This window comes from Janthinobacterium sp. SUN176, from assembly GCF_030587335.1.
In the GTDB taxonomy this organism is placed as follows: Bacteria; Pseudomonadota; Gammaproteobacteria; order Burkholderiales; family Burkholderiaceae_D; genus Janthinobacterium; species Janthinobacterium kumbetense.
Genome location: NZ_JAPWIA010000001.1, coordinates 3568979 through 3590191, shown reverse-complemented (window position 1 = coordinate 3590191; position 21213 = coordinate 3568979). Strand labels below are relative to the sequence as shown.

Genomic DNA, 21213 nt, shown 5'->3' with positions numbered 1-21213 from the left:
AAGGGGGAGAATCCGTGTAAACTGGCGCCATGACGACTGTTTCCATCCCCCATACCGATGTGGCCAGCGAGCCATTCCCCGCAGCACGTTTCATCAAGGAAATAGGACGCGGCAAGAACGGCGCGCGCAGCATGACGCGCGATGACGCCCGCGCCCTGTACCGCGCCATGCTCGAGGGCCGCGTGTCGGACCTGGAATTGGGCGGCATTTTGTTGTCGATGCGCATCAAAGGCGAATCCGTGGACGAGATCGCCGGCTTCCTCGACGCGGCCGAAGCGTCATTCGTCCCGCTGGCCGCGCCGGCCGGCGAATTCGCGCCCATCATCATTCCCAGCTACAACGGCGCCCGCAAGATGGCCAACCTGACGGCCTTGCTGGCGCTGCTGCTGGCGCGCGCGGGGGCGCCCGTGCTCGTGCATGGCGTGACGGGCGACCCGGGTCGCATCACGACGGCCGAAGTGCTGGCCGCGCTGGGCGTGCCCGCCTCGCCCGACCATGCGCAGGCCGAGGCCGCCATGGCGCGCGGGGAAGCCGCCTTCTTGCCCATCGCCGCGCTGGCGCCGCGCCTGGCGCACATGCTGTCCCTGCGGCGCGTGCTGGGCGTGCGCAATTCCACGCACACCCTGGTGAAAATCATGCAGCCGTTCGCTGGTCCCGCCCTGCGCCTGGTGTCGTACACGCACCCGGAATACCTGGAAATGCTCGGTGAATATTTCCTGACGGCATCAGATCCTGCGCGCGGCGACGCTTTCCTGATGCGCGGCACGGAAGGCGAAACGGTGGCCAATGCCAACAAGGCGCAGCAGATCGACTGGTTTCACGGGAGCGAACGCACGGTGCTGGTGGAAAAACAGTTGCTGGTGGAAGAGTTGCCGCACTTGCCGGCCGAGCGCGATGCGGTCACCACGGCTGCCTGGATCGCCGCCGTGCTGCGCGGCGAGGTGCCCGTGCCGCCATCGATCGCCGAGCAGGTGGAGCAATGCCTGATGGCGTCGCGACAGATTGCAGCACGGCCGCGCTAGCCGCGCCGCCGCAGTTTACAATGGCGTCTTTGTAATCAGCGGTGACCGGAATTCTTATGGCAAAACAATTTGATGTGGCAGTGATCGGCGCGGGCGCGGCCGGCATGATGTGTGCGGCTGTTGCCGCCCAGCAAGGCAAGCGCGTGGTGTTGATCGATCACGCGGCCAAGCTGGCCGAAAAGATCCGCATCTCGGGTGGCGGACGGTGTAATTTCACCAATATTAACGCCACGCCACAAAATTTCCTCTCGGAAAATCCGCATTTCTGCAAGAGCGCCCTGTCGCGCTACACGCCGCAGGACTTCCTCGCGCTGGTGAAAAAATACCGGATCGGCTACCACGAAAAGCACAAGGGCCAGCAATTCTGCAATGAATCGGCCGAACAGATCATCGACATGCTCAAGGACGAGTGCGCCGCAGGCGGCGTGCACTGGCGCATGCCGTGCAAGATCGACAATGTTGTCCAGCAAGAAGATGGCGGCTTCGTGCTGCAGACCGATAGCGGCGACATCGAGACGGCCAGCATCGTCATCGCCACGGGCGGCCTGTCGATCCCGAAGATCGGCGCCACGGATTTCGCCTACCGCATCGCCAAGCAATTCGATTTGATGATGGTCGAACCCCGTCCGGCCCTGGTGCCGCTGACGTTCGACCCGGCCAGCTGGGCGCCGTTCGCGGAACTGTCCGGCATCGCGCTGGAAGTGGATGTGGAAACGGGCAGCTTGAAAGGCCGCAAGGCCACGGGCGCGCGTTTCCGCGAAGATTTGCTGTTCACCCACCGCGGCTTGTCGGGCCCGGCGATTCTGCAGATTTCCAGCTACTGGCTGCCGGGCGAGCCCATCGTCGTCAACCTGTTGCCGGAAGTGGACGTGGCGCAGACCTTGATTGAAGGCAAGGGCACCTTGAAGAGGCAGCTGGGCAATATCGTCGCGCAATGGCTGCCGCAGCGCCTGGCCGACTGTTTGCTTGCTGTCAACGGCCTGGCGCCGGATGCGCGCATCGCCGACATGCCCGACGCGCTGCTGCGCAAGCTGGGCCAGGCCATCAATGCCTGGTCCATCGTGCCGAACGGTTCCGAAGGCTACCGCAAGGCCGAAGTGACGCGTGGCGGCATCGACACGCGCGAACTGTCGCAGCAGACCATGATGGCGAATAAGGTGCCGGGCCTGTATTTCATCGGCGAATCGGTCGATGTGACGGGCTGGCTGGGCGGTTACAACTTCCAGTGGGCCTGGGCTTCCGGCGTGGCGGCAGGTATTGCCTTGCAGTAAGCAAGTCTGTAGGATGGGGTTCTGGCGCCCGGTGCGCCGACCCCGGTGCGTGGTTTACGCCACATTCCGGCAGCGACCGCAGGCTGCATGCCGCACGCAAGTGGGGGAGGGGCTTCCCTTTCCGAATAAAAGCTGCTACTATCTATCTCTTCCTATACACCACCTCAACGGTTTGAATTTTACATGACCACTATTCGCCTTAAAGAAAACGAGCCGTTCGAAGTCGCAATGCGTCGCTTCAAACGCACCATCGAAAAAACGGGTCTGCTGACCGAATTGCGCGCACGCGAATTCTACGAAAAGCCAACAGCTGAGCGCAAGCGCAAGCTGGCAGCTGCTGTCAAGCGTCATTACAAACGCATCCGCAGCCAACAACTGCCGAAAAAATTATTCTAAGACTGTTCAGTCAGAACCAACCCGGGTAGTTCGGCGCATTGTTCGCCACGGGTTTTGTTTTGATTCGCCTGGAGTGATACTTCAGATGAGTCGCATACCCGCTCCGGTTCGCCGCAGCGGGTTTTCGCTTTTGTGGCTGCCTGCTTGGAGTGCACAGATCAGCATCGAACCCCACTTACCAACACGAGGATTGCCATGAGCTTGAAAGAACAAATTACCGAAGACATGAAAAACGCCATGCGCGCCAAGGAAGCGGGCAAGCTGGGCACGATTCGCCTGTTGCTGGCGGAAATCAAGCGCAAGGAAGTCGACGAGCGCATCGAATTGACGGATGCCCACGTGACGGCCATCGTGGAAAAGATGATCAAGCAGCGCAAGGATTCGATCACTCAGTTCGAAGCCGGTGGCCGTGCCGACCTGGCCGATATTGAAAAAGCCGAGCTGGTGCACCTGATCGGCTACATGCCTGCCGGCCTGTCGGAAGAAGAAGTGGCGGCCGAAGTGGCTGCCGCCGTGGCCGCCTCGGGCGCCGCCGGTCCGCAAGACATGGGCAAGGTCATGGCCATCGTCAAGCCGAAGCTGGCTGGCCGCGCCGACATGACGGTGGTGTCCGCCCTGGTCAAGAAAGCCTTGACGCCGGCAGCGTAAGCATACAATAGTAGCAAGGGCTGCCAGCCGTCGCGCTGGCAGCCTGTTAACAGCCCACACGTTGACCTGGCTCAACCTCAGGCCGCGTGCGGTAGTATAGTCTGACCTATAACAAGACCCGCCCTAGCCAGTGATACCTCAATCCTTCATTTCCGATTTGCTCAACCGCGTCGATATCGTCGATGTCGTGGGGCGCTATGTGCAACTGAAAAAAGGTGGCGCCAATTTCATGGGCTTGTGCCCGTTCCACAGTGAAAAATCGCCCAGCTTTACCGTCAGCCCCACCAAGCAGTTCTATCACTGCTTCGGCTGTGGCGCGCATGGCACCTCGATCGGCTTCCTGATCGAGTACTCGGGCATGGGCTTTGTCGACGCCGTCAAGGACCTGGCGCAGAACGTGGGCATGGTCGTGCCGGAAGCGGACGATAAAATCCCGCCAGCCCAGCGCGCGCAGATCCAGGCGCAGAGCCTGGCCCTGTCCGACGCCATGACGCAGGCGTGCGATTATTATCGTGGGCAATTGCGCCACGCACCGGAAGCCATCGCCTACCTCAAGAACCGGGGCTTGACGGGCGAAGTGGCCGCTCGCTTCGGCATGGGCTTCGCGCCCGGCGGCTGGGACAATCTGCGCTCCGTCTTCCCCGACTACGACGTGGTGGCACTGGCCGAAGCGGGCCTGGTGATCGACAAGGTCGATGAAGAGGGCAACAATCGCAAGCGTTACGACCGTTTCCGCGAACGCATCATGTTTCCGATCCGCAATACCAAGGGGCAAGTCATCGCCTTTGGCGGCCGCGTGCTCGACCATGGCGAACCGAAATACCTGAACTCGCCGGAAACCCCCTTGTTTTCCAAGGGTTTCGAACTGTATGGCTTGTTCGAGGCGCGTCAGGCCATCCGCGACGCCGGCTATGTGCTGGTGACGGAAGGCTATATGGACGTCGTTGCCTTGGCGCAAATGGGTTTCCCGCAAGCCGTGGCGACCCTGGGCACGGCGTGCACGCCCACGCACGTGCAAAAACTGCTGCGCCAGACGGATAACGTGATTTTCAGCTTCGACGGCGACAAGGCCGGCCGCCGCGCCGCGCGCCGCGCGCTGGAAGCGAGCCTGGCCCACGTGTCGGACAATAAAACCATCAAATTCCTGTTCTTGCCGTCGGAACACGATCCGGACAGCTACATCCGCGAATTCGGCGCCGAAGGTTTTGAACAGCAAGTGCATGAAGCCATGCCGCTGTCGCAGTTTTTGCTGAAAGAAGTGTCGGGCGAGCATGATCTGTCGGAGCCGGAAGGGCGCGCCCGCGTGCAGTTCGACGCCAAGCCGCTGCTGCAGCTGATGGCGCCGTCGTCCCTGCGCCTGCAGATCGTGCGGGGACTGGCGCAGCTGACGCAGTCCACGCCGGCCGAGATTGAAGCCCTGTTCGAGCTGGCGAAACCCGTTGCCGTGGCGCATCGCGCGCCGCCGAAATCGGGCCGCCCCGTGCCTGTCGGCCTGGAGTTGAAGATCATGCGCATGCTGGTGGCGCATCCGCCCCTGACGATGCGCATCGACGAAGCCGCCCTGGCCGCCTTCCAGCACCTGGGGCCGGATGCGGCGCATAGCCTGGGGCAACTGGTGGCCGTGGGCCAGGCTCTGGGCGAGCACGGTAGTTTTGCCGCGCTGGCACAGCAGTTGAAGGAGCTGGGCAGCGAGTATGACGAGATCATCGGCGAGATCGCGGCCGGTACGGAATCCGATTACGACAGCGAATTGTCGTGGCTGGTGAGCACCATCCGCGAGATCAAATTGAATGCCTTGAAGGCGGAATTGCAGCAATTGTTTGCGTCGGGTTTGCCATCCGAGAAAATTGGTGTACGCTACCGCGAAATCATGCAGGAGCAGGGGGCGCTGGAACGCGAGCGCGATGCCGAGTTGGTGAATCGCTAACCTTGCCTTGAGGGTATGGCGCGCACTGGAAAAACATTTTTCGCGTGCTATAATTAAATGCTAAGTATTGTGTGCTTTGGCAAGCTAGTTCTGTTTCGTAAATAGTATTTGTTTTCAGTAAGTTAGGCTCTTGATCGGCGCGGTGGATCGTGTCGGCAGCCAGGGCCAACTGGCGTTTTCGGCGTTGCGGGCAAGGCTCGCAGACGCTGGCAAGCCGCGCCAGGCTCTCGCTCCCAACGCGGTCGATGCAGGAATTTTTGCCGAGGCGGCTGGCAACAGCCGGTGGACAGGAATTGCTGCGCTTCCCGCGGATCGTGGCCGATGAGGTGTAAGTAACGTAACAGTGTCGAATTTGCGTAGTCGGCAGGTTCGAAGATGGTGGTTCCCGCAGGTAGACAGGGAACTGGCAGCAAACTTTATCCTAATCCACCGTAAAGCAAGTCGTTGTGTAATCGAAAGCGCCTGTGCCAATCAAGAAACCCGAATCCAAAGCGGCTGCAAAGCCCACTAAAGTTACCACGAAAGCCGAAAAGGCGCTCGACCGGCCAGAAGCGCGCGTTACCAGCGCGCCCGTGGTCAGCCAGACCACCGACGCTGCCACCCTGGCAGCCATCGATACGTCCGGTTATGTCTTGCCGTCGGTAAAAGTGCCAGGCCGCCGCGGCCGCAAGCCAAAAGAATTCCAGCCAGAAAATGATGAAGTCGCCGCCCTGAACGCCGTCGAGCGGGCCGAACTGAAGGCCGTCGACAAGGCCAAGGCCAAGGACCGCAAGGCGAAAGAGCGCGCGCTGCTGAAGGACGCTTTCTCGTCCGACACGGAAGCGAGCGAGGAAGAACTCGAGCGCCGGCGCCAGAAACTCAAGACATTGATCAAGTTCGGCAAGGAACGCGGTTTCCTCACGTACGCGGAAATCAACGATCACTTGCCCGAAAACATCGTCGACCCGGAAGCCATCGAAGGCATCATCGGTACCTTCAATGACATGGGCATCGCCGTCTACGAGCACGCGCCCGATGCGGAAACGTTGTTGCTGTCCGATAACGTTGCCGTCGTCACCAGCGATGACGAGGCGGAAGCTGCGGCCGAGGCCGCATTGTCGACCGTCGATTCCGACTTCGGCCGCACCACCGACCCCGTGCGCATGTATATGCGCGAAATGGGCTCGGTCGAGCTGCTGACGCGCGAAGGCGAGATCGAGATCGCCAAACGCATCGAAGATGGCTTGAAAGACATGATCCAGGCCATTTCCGCCTGTCCCGTGACGATCGCCGAAATCATCGCCGCCGCCGACCGCATCGCCAACGAAGAGATCAAGATCGACGAAATCGTCGACGGTCTCGTCGATGAAAACGAGCCGGTCGCCGCCGCCCCTGTCGTCGCCGCTCCCGTCGAAGAAGACGAGGAAGAAGGCGAAGCGGAAGAAGAGGAAGAAGAAGAGGAAGAAGAAGCGAGCGCGTCGGGCGCCGCCGGTTTCTCCGCGGAACAGCTGGAAACCCTGAAACGCACGGCGCTGGAAAAATTCGCCGTCATTTCGCAGCAATTCGACAAGATGCGCCGCGCCTTCGAAAAAGAAGGCTACAACTCGAAACCGTACGCCAAGGCGCAGGAAGCCATTTCGCAAGAATTGCTGGGCATCCGCTTCACGGCCAAGGTGGTGGAAAAGCTGTGCGACACCCTGCGCGGCCAGGTCGACGAAGTGCGCCATATCGAGAAGCAAATCCTCGACGTGGCCGTGAACCGCTGCGGCATGCCGCGCGCCCACTTCATCAAGGTCTTCCCGGGCAATGAAACCAACCTGGACTGGGTCGATGGCGAAGTCAACGCAGGACACGCGTACAGCGCCATCCTGGGCCGCAACATTCCGACCGTCAAGGAACTGCAGCAGCGCCTGATCGACCTGCAGGCGCGCGTCGTCTTGCCGCTGCCGGACTTGCGCAACATCAACCGCCAGATGGCGGCCGGTGAAATGAAGGCGCGCAAGGCCAAACGCGAAATGACGGAGGCCAACTTGCGCCTGGTCATTTCGATCGCCAAGAAATACACGAACCGCGGCCTGCAATTCCTCGATTTGATCCAGGAGGGCAATATCGGCCTGATGAAGGCTGTCGATAAGTTCGAGTACCGCCGCGGCTACAAGTTCTCCACGTATGCGACGTGGTGGATTCGCCAGGCCATCACGCGCTCGATCGCCGACCAGGCGCGCACGATCCGCATTCCCGTGCACATGATCGAGACGATCAACAAGATGAACCGGATTTCCCGCCAGATTCTGCAGGAAACGGGCGCGGAACCCGATCCGGCCACCCTGGCGATCAAGATGGAGATGCCCGAGGACAAGATCCGCAAGATCATGAAAATCGCCAAGGAACCGATCTCGATGGAAACGCCGATCGGCGACGACGACGATTCCCACCTGGGCGACTTCATCGAGGACAACAACACCCTGGCGCCGGCCGATGCGGCCCTGCACGCGTCCATGCGGGGCGTGGTCAAGGACGTGCTCGATTCCCTGACGCCGCGCGAAGCGAAAGTGCTGCGCATGCGTTTCGGCATCGAGATGTCCACCGACCACACCCTGGAAGAAGTGGGCAAGCAATTTGACGTGACGCGCGAGCGCATCCGCCAGATCGAAGCCAAGGCGCTGCGCAAGCTGCGCCACCCATCGCGCTCCGACAAGCTGAAAAGCTTCTTGGAAGGCAACTAGAAGCCAATAGGGCTTGACGTGCGCCCCTGATACCCCTATCCTCGCGTGTCCGTTTCCAAAACGGCCGCGCGAGGCGGGTTTCAACAGCGCCGCCACGCCGCAATCCCCGGGCCTCTAGCTCATGCTTGGTTAGAGCAGCGGACTCATAATCCGTTGGTGCCGTGTTCGACTCACGGGAGGCCCACCAGAATTTGCAGCAATAGAAAAAGCCCCGGCGGGTGACTGCCGGGGCCTTTTTTATGCGCGAGACAATCACCTCATGGTTTTGTGATTCGGGCATGCTAGCCGGCATTGCCACTAACTTCATCTTTATAGCGGTACGGAGCGCGTAAGAGGCGCTGCGCACTTTGCCTGCCGTTCGACCTTGTGTTTGCAATTAAGTATGCTACAGGTCATCATCGTTGTTCAATGTGTTTATTGTTGAGCTTGTGTCTGAATGGCGGACTTGACCCTGTCACCCTCTGTGTAGGCTTTTCAAGAAGACAGTTCTCGGATTTTTCTTATTTTTCTTTCTGGCCTTGATTAAATTTATTTATTGTACTAAATTTACAAAGTTACCTTTTGGAGGTCAAAATGAGTGTTCCTACTGAAGTTGTTGTCAACCCATATCGACCCGGTGCTGGGCATCGTCCCCCATACGTTGCCGGTCGCGAGAAAGAGCAAGCTGATGTGGAGCAATATTTCAAGCAAGATCAAATTTTGACTAATATTGTTCTTACTGGGTTGCGTGGAGTTGGGAAGACGGTATTTCTTGATGAACTCAGGAAGCCGGCAGCAATGAATAAATGGTACTGGGTTGGAACCGACCTCTCCGAGTCCGCTTCAATATCTGAAGATAATCTTGCGACGCGGCTGCTTGCAGACCTAGCCGTTGTGACATCAGGTTTTACTTATAAAGATAAGTTGCCGGCTGGGCCGGGGTTCATGCAGCAGTCTACGACAATTATTCGCACACTTGATTTTCATTTTCTGAAAAATATATATGATACGACACCAGGCCTTATCGTAGATAAACTGAAGGCGGTGCTAGAGCTTTCTTGGGTCGCTATACAGAATTCTGATTCTAGAGGGGTAATATTTGCCTACGATGAGGCACAAAATTTAACTGATCATGCGGCTAAAGAACAATATCCGCTCTCTATGCTCCTAGATTTATTTCAATCGATTCAACGTAAAGGCATCCCATATATGCTTTTGCTAACTGGGCTGCCTACTCTCTTTCCAAAGCTGGTTGAGGCACGGACTTATGCAGAGAGAATGTTTCATGTTGTGACGCTAAATCGACTGGAAGTGCAGGATTGTCGTGATGCCATTACAAAGCCTATTGAAAACTTTCCTGCAAAATTTACCGAAAATGGGATTGAAAGAATTTGTGAGGTTTCAGGAGGATATCCTTATTTTATTCAATTTATTTGTCGAGAGTCATTTGATTTGGTTTTGCGAAAAGAAAATGTCGATGAATCTAGATTTCTATCGATTGTTGCGAAGCTCGATACGGATTTTTTTGCAGGACGTTGGGCCAGGGCGACAGACCGGCAACGAGACCTTATGCGACTGATTGCACAATTGCCGAATGCGGAAAATGAATTTTCGGTGCAGGAAATTGTGGAGGTCTCGAAGGAAACTGAGGAAAAATCATTCTCTAGTAGTCATGTCAATCAGATGTTGGTTTCGTTAGTAGGGGCGGGCTTAATTTTTAAAAATAGACATGGCCGCTATGCATTCGCAGTACCTCTGCTATCCCATTTTATCAATCGTCAATCATAACTAACATGATGAAGCCCCGGCGGGCAACTGCCGGGGCTTTTTTCGTGCTGTCGTACAATCGCGGCTTGGAGCTTTGATGAAGGATGAAACGAGATGACGACTGAAGTGAAGATGGACGATATCGTGGTCGGTGACGGCAAGGCGGCGGCGCGTGGTGCGCTGATTACGGCGCATTACCGGGGCTGGCTGGAAGATGGGACGGAGTTTGACTCGTCGCACAAGCGGGGTGAACCTTTTCGCTGCGTGTTGAGCAATAACAAGGTGATCCAGGGCTGGATTCTGGGTTTGCACGGCATGCAGGTGGGCGGCAAGCGCAAGCTGTGGGTGCCGGCGGCGCTGGCGTATGGCGAGCGGCAGGTGGGCTTGATTCCGCCAAACTCCAATTTGGTCTTCGAGATCGAATTGCTGGAAGTGCTGACGCGCGATTGATGTTTGGATGGTGTCATCAGGCCGATACGACGCCGGCTTTTTTCAGCAGCAGTTGCTCGACATCGGCGCGCAGCGCCTGCTGCGTGGGGAAGGTGGCATAGCGCAAGGTCACATAGCCGGCCAGCCTGAGCATGGCGTCGCGTTCCCTGTCCTGGCGTTCGCGGCCGTTGTGGCTGCTGTCGTCGAGCTCGATCACGGCGATGACGTTCAGTTGCTGGCTGCACAGGACAAAATCGGCCACCTTGCGGTCGAAACGGTTTCTGTTCGCCCATCCTTTCGCTGTCACCAGCGCGGAAAACGCCACTTGCGCCAGCACCGTGCATTCCGGCAAGGCCGTTTGCAGCAGGTGGTACATCTGCTGCTCGCGCGCCGTCATGACGGGTTTTCTGTGCAGCCGCAGCGGCGCACGGGACTTCGCGTTTCCGCGCACGGCCAGCATGGCAAAGAGCAGGAGCAAGGCCGCGATGACGAGCAGGACGGTATAGGAAGGCATGGGCTGGCATCAGGATGGACGAGTACTGATGGTACGCGAACAGCGGCGTGTTTTCGTGCCGCTGCCGGCGTATTTCAGGTGCAGCCTTTGTTGAAGATCAAGCCTGTTTCAAGTTGATCTGCATCACGTCCAGCGCCGGCACGATGTCTTGCAGGCTGGCCACTTCATAGGTAGGGATGGCGGCCGAGGTATTGGCCATGCTGTCCGGGTTGAACCAGCAACTGTCGATGCCGTAGCGGTTGGCGCCCAGGATGTCGGCGTCGAGCCGGTCGCCGATGATGATGGTAGTGTGCTTGCTGCATGCGCGCGCCATGTTGGCCGCGTATTCGAAGAAGCGCACATCCGGCTTGGCGTGGCCGCACGCTTCCGAGGTGGCGACGAAGGAAATGTAGTCGCCCAGGCCGGATGCGGCGATGCGGCGGTTCTGGATGGACTCGACGCCGTTGGTGATGATGCCCACTTCGCCGATGCGCGACAGGGTTTCGCACACTTGTTTGGCGCCATCGATGAGCACGACCGTGTCCGGCAGGGAATCCAGATACAGCCGGCTGGCCAGTTCCGGGTCGATGGCGATGCCGTTCAGTGCAAACGTCTTGCGGAAGCGCTCCACCTTCAGGAAATCCTTGCTCACGTCACCCGTTTCGAAACGTTTCCACAGGTCGACGTTGATCGCCTGGTATTGGGAAAACAAGCCGTCGATGCCGTCGCGCAAGCCCAGTTCGTGCATGGTGTGCAGGAACGAGCGTTTTTCGGACGCCCGGAAGTCGAGCAGGGTATCGTCCAGGTCAAACAGGAATAATTTGTATTTCATGGCGTGTTGTTGAAAGCGTGGAAATCTATCTTGCATCGTAGCACGTAGCGCTGAGTTCGGTTGGTCGTGCCCTGCGCGGGCGATCCGCTACAATCGCTGCCACACCTGTTACCCTCATTCCATACCCGCACATGACCCAGCTCTCCGTCAACGTCAATAAAATCGCCTTGCTGCGCAATTCGCGCGGCCGCAACTTCCCGGACCTGCTCGCATTTTCCGCGCGCTTTCTCGACCTGGGCGCCGCCGGCATCACCTTGCATCCGCGCCCTGACCAGCGCCATGCGCGCTACGACGATGTTGCCCCGTTGCAGCGCCTGTGCGCGGAGCGGGGGCGCGAGCTGAATGTGGAGGGGTATCCGACGGCGGAATTTCTGGAAATAGTGAAAAGTGCGCGCCCGGCGCAATGCACCCTGGTGCCGGACATGCCGGGGCAATTGACGTCCGATCACGGCTGGGACATCGAGCAGCACGCAGCGCTGTTGCGTCCCGTCATTGCGGAATTGAATGACCTGGGCATCCGCGTCAGTCTGTTTGTCGATGCCGACTACCCGGCGCTGGAATGGGCGCGCGAAGTGGGCGCGGCGCGGGTCGAGCTGTACACGGAGCGGTTTGCCGAAAGCCATGGCAGCGAGCACGGCGATGCCGTATTCGATACCTATCTGCAGGCGGCGCGGCGGGCGCAGGCGCTGGGACTGGGCGTGAATGCCGGGCATGACCTCGATCTGCACAACCTGGCGCGCTTCCTGGACATTCCCGGCATCCTGGAAGTGTCGATCGGCCATGCGCTGGTGGTCGAGTGCATCGAGCAGGGCATGGACAAGGTGCTGGGCCGCTACCTTGAGATATGTCAATCGTAGGGGACTTGGGCGACGATGCTGGTCGGCCGCTGCAACCTGACGCGGACTGGCCGTTCTTCGATGCCGATTTTTCCGTGTCGGCACAGATGCTGGCGCAAGTGCGAGCGCTGACGCCCCACGCCGCGGCGCAGTTGTGGGCGCGTCATGTGTCGGTCCAGCCCGATGAAACGCACCCGATGCAGTTGCGCGAGGGACACCGCCTGCAGCCAACGGTATCGGGGCCGGACTGGCTGGCCGAGTTTGACGCCGTTTCCAGCGAGCACCCGGCGCAATCGGGACGCGTGGCCGCGTTTCTCGCTTCCCACTTTCACGCTGCCGTGGCGGCACCCGTCTTGTTCATGGCCAGCCGGGCGCGCGCCTATGCGCTGACACCCGCCGCGCTTGCCGCATGCTGGCCTTGCTTGCTGGCCATTGCCGATGAAAGTCCCTTGCTGTACCAGCCAGTGACAGGTAAGTTCGTCTGGTGCCGGCCACATGGGGCGCTGGCGGGTGGCGAGGACAAGCTGCAGTCCGATTCTTGAGTGGCGATTAGCTATCCACCCACCAGTTGAGCAAGGTTTCATCATCGTCGTCATCGAGGTTGACGTAGATATTGGCGAAGTACCATTCCACGCCCGTCGCTTCGCGGAAGGCGTCAAAGGGACCGTTGACGTTGTAGATGCCATGGTGGCCCGGCACGCTGAAGGTGAGGTTGCCCTTGTACTGGCCATCCAGGGTGCCGCCCAGCTGGTTTTGCACGTCGCGCTCGAGCTGGTCCACTGCCTCTTGCGACACGTCGTCGGCGTCGTAGATATGGATGCAGAAGTTGCCGCCGCGCTTTAAGACTTCGGCGGGGGCGAGCGGGTTGGCGATGTTGACGATGTCGCCGCGCGCCAGGTTCAGGGTCAGGCCGGGCGAGGCCAGCAGTTCGTAGACGTGCTCGTCGATCTGGCGCGCCGGCAGGGTTTCATACACGGGGCCGCTGGTGTTTTCGCCTGCCAATACGCGGATATGCGGCAAGCCTTCGCAATTGATGTCTTCCATTTATTCTTTCATAGTGCCGGCGCCACGCACTTTGGGCTGCGCCAGGGGGGGATTATGGCAATATTGTACCGGGTACGTATCTGCTGGCAGGGCACGCAACGGTGCAAACGAGGAGAAGCGATGGAGAATGTGGTGCAAACAGGCGGCTGTCTATGTGGCGCGGTGCGCTTTGAAGTGACCGGCGAGGGCAGCAATCCGCACAGCTGTTCCTGCCGCAATTGCCAGCAGCATACGGGCGCGCCGACGGTGGCGTGGGTGGAGTTTGCGCGCGATCAAGTGCACTGGACGGGGACGGCCGGTGCACCGGCAACATACCGTTCTTCCGAGTATTCGAGCCGGGCTTTTTGCGCCGCGTGCGGCAGTTCCATCGGCGCCATCGACGATGCGCCGACGGTGGCCTTGCTGGTGGGCAGTTTTGATGATCCTGCCCGGGCGGCCTTTGCGCCCGACTATCACGCGTTTGACGATGTCAGGCCGCTCTGGTGGCACGTCGATCCGGCCGCCGCTGTACCCGGGCCGGGCGGCGCAGGCAAATAGCCCCCGGCGCGTCAGACTGGCGGCGTGGCCAGGAAGGCGGGCAGGGTTTCCGCCGAGCGCGTGTAGGCGTGGATGACCGGGTAATCGCTGGGTTTGACGATATCGGGCGTTTCCAGCTGGGCGAAGCTCCAGCCGACGGCGATGGTCACGCCCGCCTGGTCGATACTGCCCGTCTCGCCAGGCAGGGGCAGGTGCGCGCATTCCTGTTCCAGCGCGTTCCAGGCGGCATGCAGTTGCATGCTGACCCGTTCCAGCCACGGCGCGTGTTGCTTGTCGAGCGGACGCAGCTTGCGTTCGTAGACGATCTGCACGGCTTTTTCATAGGCGGCCAGGGCCAGGCCCGTCAGGCGCAGCGCGCGCACGCTGTCGGCGAGGGCGGGGACGGCGGTGTCCGGACGCAGCAGCGACAGATATTGCAGGATCAAGGTGGAATCCATCAGCACTTGCCCGTCGTCCAGTACCAGGGTCGGCACCTTGATGACGGGGTTGATCTCGCGCACGGCATCCATGTTGCGGAACACGGATAGCGGCAAGTGCTCGTAGGAAATTCCCTGCAGTTGCAAACAGATGGCGACCCTGCGCACATAGGGCGAGTCGAGCATGCCGATCAGTTTCATGGCCAGTCTCCGGGGTAGTCAGGAGTATCTACGATACCCGCTTGCCTGCCCGCTGGCCAGCGTCCTGCTTAATTGTGTGCGCTGATGCCGCTGCGGAATTGTTCGAAACCGGCGCGGGCTGCCTTGTAGCAATTGCCGGCGGCCGCTTCCAGGCCTTCGCGGTCGAGCACTTCGACCGTGCCGCGGCGGTACTGGATCAAGCCTTCATCCTGCAGCTTGCGGGCCGTGACGGTGACGCTTTCGCGGCGCACGCCCAGCATGTTGGCCATGGTGTCTTGCGTCACCTTCAGCTCGTTCGACAGCGAACGGTCGAGGCGGTCGAGCAGCCAGCGGCACAGCTTTTGCTCGATGCTGCAATGACGGCCGCCCACCACGTTCTGTGCCATTTGCGCGAACATGGCGCTGGTATAGCGCATCAGCAATTGTGCCAGCGCGCCGCCTTCATTGAACACTTCGCGCAGGAAGGCTGTTTTCAGGCGGTAGCCGTAGCCGGCCGTTTGCACGATGGCCGTGCAGGTGGCGCGCTCGGCTTCGTACAGCACCACGCCGGCCACGCCTTCGCGGCCGATGACGGCGATCTCGGTGGTGGCGCCGTCTTCCATCACATACAGCAGGGAAACGATGGCGTTGGTGGGGAAGTACGTGTATTCAATCTTGCCGCCACAGTCGAACAGGTGCTTGCCGGCAGGCAGAGCGACCAATTCCAGTTGGCAAAACAGGCGCTCCAGATCGGCGCGCGACAAGGCGCGCAGCAATTCGTTCTGTTGCGCGCCCGTGATGCTGATCATGGGCGTGGCGGGAGCGGCTTGCCAGTTGTGCTGGACGGCTGCATGGGTATTCGTTGCTGGTGTCAGGTTGCTATAAGCTTTGTACATGGTAGGGCCTCGTCTTCTGATTTTGTTGGATGGCGCTGCTTTTCTGGCTTGCTAGCGTTGTGCTGAATCTTGTATCCACTATAGAACCGGGGGCTGCGGACGGGCATCGGATGAGCCGACGCGCTTATGTAGGCTAGGAACATTGCCTCGTGTCATCCGACTCCTACGCCTGTTCCTGCATTTTTCCCTGTGGAAACAGCCGTGCCTGGACAAAAATACGTCGCGTTATCCGCGAACTTTGGCCGCATGCCGCGATCAAACCACTCTGCGTCTGGCGCGACGGTGATAAAATGTTGCACTGCGGAAATTTGGTTTGTGCCGGTATGAGTTGCTGCACTTGCTCTCCATCACTGCTCCCTTTCCCGCAGCCTGCCCTCACTGCGCGCGCCGTGCCTTTGCCAGCGCGCGGCTGTCTTGTCCCGCGGTCTTGTCCCGTTTACCCGTTTATGAAGGAAAGCAACGCATGAAATGGTTTTTTGATTTGAAAATTGCCACCAAGCTGATCTTGTCGTTTGGCGCCGTGCTGTTGTTGACGGCCGCGCTGGGCGTATCGGCGATCTTTTCCATGGCGCGCATCAATACCGCGTCGACGGATCTGTCTGATAATTGGATGCCTAGCGTGCTGGCGGCCATGTCCATGCGCAGCGACGTCAGCGATTTCCGTCGCTGGGAACTGGCGCACATGCTGGCCGCACAGGATGCCGACATGGCGCAGAATGAAACGCGCATGACGGAAACCCAGGCCAAGCTGAAGGTGGACGGCGACAAGTACCGCAGCCTGATTTCGGAACCGGGCGAGAAGGAAGTGTTCGAGCGCTTCCTGGCGCTCAACGATGAATTCATGCGCCTGCACGCAACCATGCTGAGCCTGTCGCGCGAGATGAAAAAGGAAGAGGCGCGCGCGCTGGCCGTGGGGCCGTCTGCCCAGGTCATGACGGACATGATGACGGTCCTCGATAAACTGGTGTCGATCAATACGGATGGCGGCGTGCGCTCGAGCGCCAGTGCCGACGCAACCTATGCGGCCTCGCGCGCCAGCCTGATCGGCTTGCTGGTGGGCATCGTCGTCATCGGCATGCTGCTGGCGCTGTGGGTGGCGCGCAGCGTGGCGCGTCCTCTGATCGCGGCCGTCGGCGTGGCGCGCCAGGTGGCGGCCGGCGATTTGACGGCGCATATTGTTGTGCAATCGCAAGACGAAACGGGGCAATTGATGCAGGCCCTGAAAGACATGAATGCCAGCCTGCAAAAGCTGGTGGGCCAGGTGCGCAGCGGCACCGATACCATCGCCACGGCGTCGAGCCAGATTGCCGCCGGCAACCAGGATTTGTCGTCGCGCACGGAAGAGCAGGCCAGTTCGCTGGAAGAAACAGCCTCGTCGATGGAAGAGCTGACGTCGACCGTGAAGCAGAATGCGGACAATGCGCGCCAGGCCAACACCATGGCGCTCACCTCGTCGAGCATCGCCATCGAGGGCGGCAAGGTGGTCGGCGAAGTGGTGGGCACGATGGCGTCGATCAATGCTTCATCGCGCAAGATCGTCGACATCATCGCCGTCATCGACGGCATTGCTTTCCAAACCAATATCCTGGCCCTGAACGCGGCCGTCGAGGCGGCGCGCGCGGGCGAACAGGGGCGCGGCTTTGCCGTCGTCGCCACGGAAGTGCGCAACCTGGCGCAACGCTCGGCCGCCGCGGCCAAGGATATCAAGGTCCTGATCGGCGATTCGGTCGAGAAAGTCGAGGCGGGATCGAAACTGGTGGACCAGGCGGGCCGCACGATGGATGACATCGTTGCCAGCATCACCCGCGTGACGGACATCATGAGCGAGATCACGGCCGCCAGCAGCGAACAGAGCGCCGGTATCGAGCAGGTGAACCAGGCCATCGCCCAGATGGACCAGGTGACGCAGCAAAATGCGGCCCTGGTGGAAGAGGCGGCGGCAGCGGCCGAATCGATGCAGGAGCAGGCCGCCAGCCTGAGCGCCGTGGTCAGCATCTTCAAGCTCGACGCGGCCAGCACCTTTGCAACCGGGCCGCGCGCGCCCGCCGCCGTCAAGGCGCCGGCAGCCGTGGCGCCGGCAGCGGCGCCGCGTCAACTGGCCAGCACGGCGCGACGTGCTGCGCCAGTGGATGAGTGGGAAAGCTTTTAATTAAGTAATAAATTAAGCGCGCTTGCGCGCTTTCCTGACGCCCTGAGGGGCGGGGGCTGCCGCGGCTTGCTGGCGCTGTTGCCACGCCTTCAGGGCCTCTTCGTAGGCGGCCAGGTCTTCCTGGTACATTTCCAGAATGCAAAAGGTGCAGCCGCTGTGGCAGCACTCGTCATTGCCCGGTTTGCTGGGCGCTTGCGGTGGCGGATCGTGGGGCAGAGGCGGGGTGGGCATGGTGAGGGCAGGGGGCGGCGGAAGAGGCATCGGAGCTGGCATTGAAGTTGCCATCATACGGCATCCCGGCGGGCCTTTGCTGGAACGCTTTTTGCTCAAAAATCACGGTTTCCGTGTACAGTTGCGGTGAATTAGGGTATCGTTTACAGCACTGATATTGTATCTTCTGCGCGCGATGTTCCGCCGGCGCGATCTCCGCCGCCATCGCAGCACATCTCTTCGACGCTCCCGCATACGCCCTACAGCATGTCCCGGAGCACGGAGGTGCCGCAAGAACAATGATCCATGGCTTGCAAGACGGAGCTGCCTGTGCCCCGAAATGTTGTTTATTGAGAAAGCATGGCTTCCGCAGTGCGGAGGCACACCAGAAAATTTATGTCTGAAACCGAATCGACTCCTACGCCCAGCCCGGCGATTGCCCCTGAAGCGGCGCCCGTTGCCGCTGCGCCTGCACCAGCACCTGCCGCATCCGCTGCTCCCAGCCTGACTTTTGCCGACTTTGGCCTCGCGCCTGAAATCCAGCGCGCACTGACCGATCAAGGCTACACCCATCCGACACCGATCCAGGAACAAGCGATCCCCGTGGTGCTGCAAGGCCGCGATGTGATGGGTGCCGCGCAGACGGGTACCGGCAAGACAGCGGGTTTTTCCTTGCCGATCATCCAGTTGCTGATGGCGCATGCCAGCAGCAGCATGTCGCCGGCACGCCACCCGGTGCGCGCGCTGATCCTGACGCCGACGCGTGAACTGGCGGTGCAGGTGGCCGAAAACGTCAAGGCCTACGCCAAGCATACGCCGCTGCGTTCGACCGTCGTCTTCGGCGGCATGGACATGAAGCCGCAAACCGTCATCCTGCGTGGTGGCGTGGAAATCGTCATCGCCACGCCGGGCCGCTTGCTCGACCATATCGAGCAAAAGAACATCAGTCTGAGCCAGGTGCAGATGCTGGTCATGGATGAAGCCGACCGCATGCTGGACATGGGTTTCTTGCCGGACTTGCAACGCATCATCAACTTGCTGCCGAAACAGCGCCAGAACCTGATGTTCTCGGCCACGTTCTCGCCAGAAATCAAGAAGCTGGCTGCCACGTTCCTCAACGATCCGCTGACGATCGAAGTGGCGCGCAGCAACCAGACGGCCGACAAGGTCACGCAGGTGGTGTACAAGGTGACGGAAGGCGATAAGCATGCCCTGGTCGCCCATCTGCTGCGCCAGCGCGACCTGAAGCAGGTCATCGTCTTCTCGAATACCAAGATCGGCGCCTCGCGCCTGGCCCGCGTGCTGGAACAGGAAGGCATGAGCGCCACGGCGATTCATGGCGACAAGAGCCAGCAGGAACGCATGGCGGCGCTGGAAGCGTTCAAGAAGGGCGAGATCGACGTGCTGGTGGCCACCGACGTGGCGGCGCGCGGCCTGGATATTTCCGACTTGCCTTGCGTCATCAACTTCGACTTGCCGTACAACGCGGAAGACTATGTGCACCGTATCGGCCGCACGGGCCGCGCCGGCGCCTCGGGCGACGCCATTTCGATCTACTCGGATAAGGACGAGCGCTTGCTGGCCGATATCGAGAAACTCATCAAGCAAAGCATCAAGCGCGGCGAATTGACGGGCTTCAATCCGGCTCCTGCCCGCAGCAGCGACAGCGAGCGCCGTCCGCCGCGCCGCAGCGAAGGCGGCGAGGCGCGTCCTGCGCGCGCACCCGAGAGCCGCCATGCCGGCGAGAGTCGCGACAGCCGCTCCGTCGAGCGCGGTGCGCGTCCCGCCTTTGGTCCCGGCGCCCGCCGCGAAAAGGCCGATCCCTGGTTCCTGAAGCCGTATGAGCCCGCCAAGGCAGCAGCCCCGGCTGCCGCCAGCATGGCGCCTGCCGCGGCCAAGCCGAAGCAGAAGGTGGCGGCGTTGCTGGGTGGCTTGTTGAAGAGCTGACTGTCGCGACTGACTGCTACCCATGGTCGTTCGGGTAGCAACAGTGCCTGAATTGATGAATGAAACCCAAAAAGTTCAATGCGCACTTTTTGGGTTTTTTTTATGATGAAGAGGCGGAGACGCTACCGCCGGCCTTGAGATGGTCGTGGCCGCCGGATATTGACGGCTGTCGAACCAGTTGGTGGCGCCGGCGTGCGTGTTGTACTACCGCAATCAGCCTTGCAGCTGTTGACGGTTATTCTGCCACCAACGACGCCCCAGCACGAACAAGATGGAGATGCTCAAGCCTGCCAGCAGGCTGCCTAGCAGGGCAACTGAGGTACGGGTTGTCCGATTCTTGGGCAAGCTGGGGCCAGCAATAAAGCGTGTTTTTTCCAGATAGAGACTAATGGCGGAACTATTATCGACACTGATCTTGTTATAGACTTCCTTGATCGTTTCGTCTTCCATATCCTTGCCGCTAAAGACGGTTTTCTTGATTGGTTCCAGTCCGCGCAGAATGGCTTCGCCAGATTTTGTGCTCTCGGCCAATGCTTTCGCGCGATCATAATACTCTGCGAGTATCATATACTGCTTTTGTTCCCGCTTTGCCTTGTAGATGGCTTCATTCGCTTCAGTAATCTCGACTTCGCTGGTCATCAGCTGGCTGAGCGGCGACAGGTAGCGCGCCGTATCTTCGGTGATTGATACAAGCTGGCGGGAAGCCTGGCTGGCAGCGTCCGGATAGCGCGTCACGATTTGCTTGAGCCTGACGCCTTTGCGCTGATACGAGTCGATTTTTTCCTTGTTTTCAATGATTTTATTATCCAGCTTGGTAATGGCAGCGGAAATTTCGGAATTTTTAAAGCGCAAAATATCCGTATAAATCATGTAGACAATGGTGTCGACTGTATATCGGCCAAGCAAGCTCACCGCTTGTTGCGCGCTTTCCGGTGTCTTGGCCGCGTAGTTGATGGAAACGGCGATGACATTGTTGTCAGCATCCTTGGTGCTGCTCATCAATTCTTTGGCATCAAGCTTGGTGAACGGAAAGATCGGTTCGATCACCTTGGCAATCCCCCCGCGCGCGGCAAATGTCTGGCTCAACGCGATGACAGTAGGGTCATTCTCTATATTGTTTTGCCTGACAAATTCATTAAAGCGTTCGCTGGTGTTTAATGGCGATGAAAAGCGCTTGTAGTCAGCCAAAGCGATACCGGGCGCCTGTTCTTTGACTTCCTTTCCATCTTTCTCTATTTTTTTCTCGGGAATGGCGCCGCCGAACTGTAAAAAACCTTCACTTTGGTATTTGCCAAGGAATAAGGCGCTGGATGTGCCGAGTATCGCCACCAAGGCGGTTCCCGCCAGAATAACGCCACGCGACTGCCATAAGATAGTGAGGAAATTTGTCAAATTGAAGTCATCATCTTCAACGTAAACTTCCGATTCATTCAATTCGTCATGCTTTTCCATAAGTTCTCTTTTTTAATTTTCCAGCTCGCCATTTTCAAGATAAAAGTGGCGAGGATGTTTCAAAGGGCTAGTCTGCC

The 21213-nt window shown here is 59.5% G+C and carries 20 protein-coding genes and 1 tRNA gene; 14 read left to right on the top strand and 7 right to left on the bottom strand.

Annotated features, from left to right (window positions below):
- Window positions 1-29: 29 nt before the first annotated feature.
- The 9 genes from ybiB to O3299_RS16165 all read left to right on the top strand — a co-directional run bounded on the left by ybiB (window position 30) and on the right by O3299_RS16165 (window position 10165).
- Window positions 30-1022 carry a DNA-binding protein YbiB gene (ybiB, locus tag O3299_RS16205; RefSeq protein WP_305062711.1) on the top strand — a complete coding sequence of 331 codons (993 nt, stop codon included), beginning with the start codon at window positions 30-32 and terminating at the stop codon, window positions 1020-1022.
- 56 nt (window positions 1023-1078) lie between these two features.
- Window positions 1079-2293 carry an NAD(P)/FAD-dependent oxidoreductase gene (locus O3299_RS16200; RefSeq protein ID WP_305062710.1) on the top strand — a complete coding sequence of 405 codons (1215 nt, stop codon included), beginning with the start codon at window positions 1079-1081 and terminating at the stop codon, window positions 2291-2293.
- Window positions 2294-2476: 183 nt separating this feature from the next.
- Window positions 2477-2689, top strand: a complete 213-nt coding sequence (rpsU, locus tag O3299_RS16195; RefSeq protein ID WP_008451879.1) for a 30S ribosomal protein S21 — start codon at window positions 2477-2479, stop codon at window positions 2687-2689.
- A gap of 195 nt (window positions 2690-2884) precedes the next feature.
- Window positions 2885-3337: a GatB/YqeY domain-containing protein gene (locus O3299_RS16190; RefSeq protein ID WP_076567823.1), complete on the top strand. Its 453-nt coding sequence runs from the start codon at window positions 2885-2887 to the stop codon at window positions 3335-3337.
- 130 nt (window positions 3338-3467) lie between these two features.
- Entirely contained in the window at window positions 3468-5264 is a 1797-nt protein-coding gene (gene dnaG / locus O3299_RS16185) for a DNA primase (RefSeq protein ID WP_099666643.1), read from the top strand.
- 464 nt (window positions 5265-5728) lie between these two features.
- Window positions 5729-7969, top strand: coding sequence for an RNA polymerase sigma factor RpoD (rpoD, locus tag O3299_RS16180; RefSeq protein ID WP_099666644.1), 2241 nt, complete (start codon window positions 5729-5731; stop codon window positions 7967-7969).
- A gap of 108 nt (window positions 7970-8077) precedes the next feature.
- A tRNA-Ile gene (locus O3299_RS16175) sits at window positions 8078-8156 on the top strand.
- 386 nt (window positions 8157-8542) lie between these two features.
- On the top strand, window positions 8543-9736 hold the full coding sequence (locus tag O3299_RS16170) for an AAA family ATPase (protein ID WP_305053075.1): 1194 nt from the start codon (window positions 8543-8545) through the stop codon (window positions 9734-9736).
- 93 nt (window positions 9737-9829) lie between these two features.
- Window positions 9830-10165, top strand: a complete 336-nt coding sequence (locus O3299_RS16165; protein ID WP_305062709.1) for an FKBP-type peptidyl-prolyl cis-trans isomerase — start codon at window positions 9830-9832, stop codon at window positions 10163-10165.
- Between the two features lie 16 nt (window positions 10166-10181).
- Here O3299_RS16165 and O3299_RS16160 read toward each other — a convergent pair whose 3' ends face one another.
- Both O3299_RS16160 and O3299_RS16155 read right to left on the bottom strand, forming a co-directional pair.
- Window positions 10182-10658 (bottom strand): DUF2726 domain-containing protein, encoded by a 477-nt coding sequence (locus O3299_RS16160; RefSeq protein ID WP_305062708.1) that lies wholly within the window; start codon window positions 10656-10658, stop codon window positions 10182-10184.
- Window positions 10659-10755: 97 nt separating this feature from the next.
- A complete protein-coding gene (locus O3299_RS16155) occupies window positions 10756-11469 on the bottom strand; it encodes a YjjG family noncanonical pyrimidine nucleotidase (protein WP_305062707.1) in 714 nt (237 codons plus the stop codon).
- A 131-nt stretch (window positions 11470-11600) separates the two neighbouring features.
- On the opposite strand from O3299_RS16155, the gene O3299_RS16150 reads away from it, so the two are divergent.
- Window positions 11601-12326 carry a pyridoxine 5'-phosphate synthase gene (locus O3299_RS16150; protein ID WP_251351727.1) on the top strand — a complete coding sequence of 242 codons (726 nt, stop codon included), beginning with the start codon at window positions 11601-11603 and terminating at the stop codon, window positions 12324-12326.
- A complete protein-coding gene (locus tag O3299_RS16145) occupies window positions 12314-12847 on the top strand; it encodes a DUF2947 family protein (protein ID WP_305062706.1) in 534 nt (177 codons plus the stop codon). The genes O3299_RS16150 and O3299_RS16145 overlap by 13 nt, the downstream gene beginning before the upstream one ends.
- 7 nt (window positions 12848-12854) lie before the next feature.
- On the opposite strand, the gene O3299_RS16140 is transcribed toward O3299_RS16145, so the two are convergent.
- A complete protein-coding gene (locus O3299_RS16140; RefSeq protein ID WP_305062705.1) occupies window positions 12855-13349 on the bottom strand; it encodes a DUF4265 domain-containing protein in 495 nt (164 codons plus the stop codon).
- Window positions 13350-13469: 120 nt separating this feature from the next.
- Between O3299_RS16140 and O3299_RS16135 the strand changes: the two genes are divergently transcribed.
- Window positions 13470-13886, top strand: a complete 417-nt coding sequence (locus O3299_RS16135) for a GFA family protein (protein ID WP_305062704.1) — start codon at window positions 13470-13472, stop codon at window positions 13884-13886.
- 11 nt (window positions 13887-13897) lie between these two features.
- On the opposite strand, the gene O3299_RS16130 is transcribed toward O3299_RS16135, so the two are convergent.
- Window positions 13898-14503 carry a glutathione S-transferase gene (locus tag O3299_RS16130; protein WP_305062703.1) on the bottom strand — a complete coding sequence of 202 codons (606 nt, stop codon included), beginning with the start codon at window positions 14501-14503 and terminating at the stop codon, window positions 13898-13900.
- 68 nt (window positions 14504-14571) lie between these two features.
- Window positions 14572-15291 (bottom strand): Crp/Fnr family transcriptional regulator, encoded by a 720-nt coding sequence (locus O3299_RS16125; protein WP_035828139.1) that lies wholly within the window; start codon window positions 15289-15291, stop codon window positions 14572-14574.
- Window positions 15292-15841: 550 nt separating this feature from the next.
- Here O3299_RS16125 and O3299_RS16120 point away from each other — a divergent pair.
- The gene (locus O3299_RS16120; RefSeq protein WP_305062702.1) at window positions 15842-17527 is read left to right on the top strand and encodes a methyl-accepting chemotaxis protein; all 1686 of its coding nucleotides are present in this window, start codon (window positions 15842-15844) and stop codon (window positions 17525-17527) included.
- 12 nt (window positions 17528-17539) lie between these two features.
- Here the strand turns inward: O3299_RS16120 and O3299_RS16115 are convergent, their stop codons facing one another.
- A complete protein-coding gene (locus tag O3299_RS16115; protein WP_305062701.1) occupies window positions 17540-17758 on the bottom strand; it encodes an oxidoreductase-like domain-containing protein in 219 nt (72 codons plus the stop codon).
- 375 nt (window positions 17759-18133) lie between these two features.
- Here O3299_RS16115 and O3299_RS16110 point away from each other — a divergent pair, with 375 nt between their 5' ends.
- Complete coding sequence (locus O3299_RS16110; protein WP_305062700.1) at window positions 18134-19684, top strand: DEAD/DEAH box helicase; 1551 nt, start codon at window positions 18134-18136, stop codon at window positions 19682-19684.
- Between the two features lie 213 nt (window positions 19685-19897).
- On the opposite strand, the gene O3299_RS16105 is transcribed toward O3299_RS16110, so the two are convergent.
- Entirely contained in the window at window positions 19898-21136 is a 1239-nt protein-coding gene (locus O3299_RS16105; protein ID WP_251351718.1) for a lipopolysaccharide biosynthesis protein, read from the bottom strand.
- Window positions 21137-21213 lie beyond the last annotated feature (77 nt).

Coding starts and splice junctions, on each gene's coding strand:
- ybiB (WP_305062711.1), top strand. CDS start 30: ATGACGACTGTTTCCATCCCCCATACCGATGTGGCCAGCGAGCCATTC.
- O3299_RS16200 (WP_305062710.1), top strand. CDS start 1,079: ATGGCAAAACAATTTGATGTGGCAGTGATCGGCGCGGGCGCGGCCGGC.
- rpsU (WP_008451879.1), top strand. CDS start 2,477: ATGACCACTATTCGCCTTAAAGAAAACGAGCCGTTCGAAGTCGCAATG.
- O3299_RS16190 (WP_076567823.1), top strand. CDS start 2,885: ATGAGCTTGAAAGAACAAATTACCGAAGACATGAAAAACGCCATGCGC.
- O3299_RS16170 (WP_305053075.1), top strand. CDS start 8,543: ATGAGTGTTCCTACTGAAGTTGTTGTCAACCCATATCGACCCGGTGCT.
- O3299_RS16165 (WP_305062709.1), top strand. CDS start 9,830: ATGACGACTGAAGTGAAGATGGACGATATCGTGGTCGGTGACGGCAAG.
- O3299_RS16160 (WP_305062708.1), bottom strand. CDS start 10,658: ATGCCTTCCTATACCGTCCTGCTCGTCATCGCGGCCTTGCTCCTGCTC.
- O3299_RS16155 (WP_305062707.1), bottom strand. CDS start 11,469: ATGAAATACAAATTATTCCTGTTTGACCTGGACGATACCCTGCTCGAC.
- O3299_RS16150 (WP_251351727.1), top strand. CDS start 11,601: ATGACCCAGCTCTCCGTCAACGTCAATAAAATCGCCTTGCTGCGCAAT.
- O3299_RS16145 (WP_305062706.1), top strand. CDS start 12,314: ATGTCAATCGTAGGGGACTTGGGCGACGATGCTGGTCGGCCGCTGCAA.
- O3299_RS16140 (WP_305062705.1), bottom strand. CDS start 13,349: ATGGAAGACATCAATTGCGAAGGCTTGCCGCATATCCGCGTATTGGCA.
- O3299_RS16135 (WP_305062704.1), top strand. CDS start 13,470: ATGGAGAATGTGGTGCAAACAGGCGGCTGTCTATGTGGCGCGGTGCGC.
- O3299_RS16130 (WP_305062703.1), bottom strand. CDS start 14,503: ATGAAACTGATCGGCATGCTCGACTCGCCCTATGTGCGCAGGGTCGCC.
- O3299_RS16125 (WP_035828139.1), bottom strand. CDS start 15,291: ATGATCAGCATCACGGGCGCGCAACAGAACGAATTGCTGCGCGCCTTG.
- O3299_RS16120 (WP_305062702.1), top strand. CDS start 15,842: ATGAAATGGTTTTTTGATTTGAAAATTGCCACCAAGCTGATCTTGTCG.
- O3299_RS16115 (WP_305062701.1), bottom strand. CDS start 17,758: ATGCCCACCCCGCCTCTGCCCCACGATCCGCCACCGCAAGCGCCCAGC.
- O3299_RS16110 (WP_305062700.1), top strand. CDS start 18,134: ATGTCTGAAACCGAATCGACTCCTACGCCCAGCCCGGCGATTGCCCCT.
- O3299_RS16105 (WP_251351718.1), bottom strand. CDS start 21,136: ATGGAAAAGCATGACGAATTGAATGAATCGGAAGTTTACGTTGAAGAT.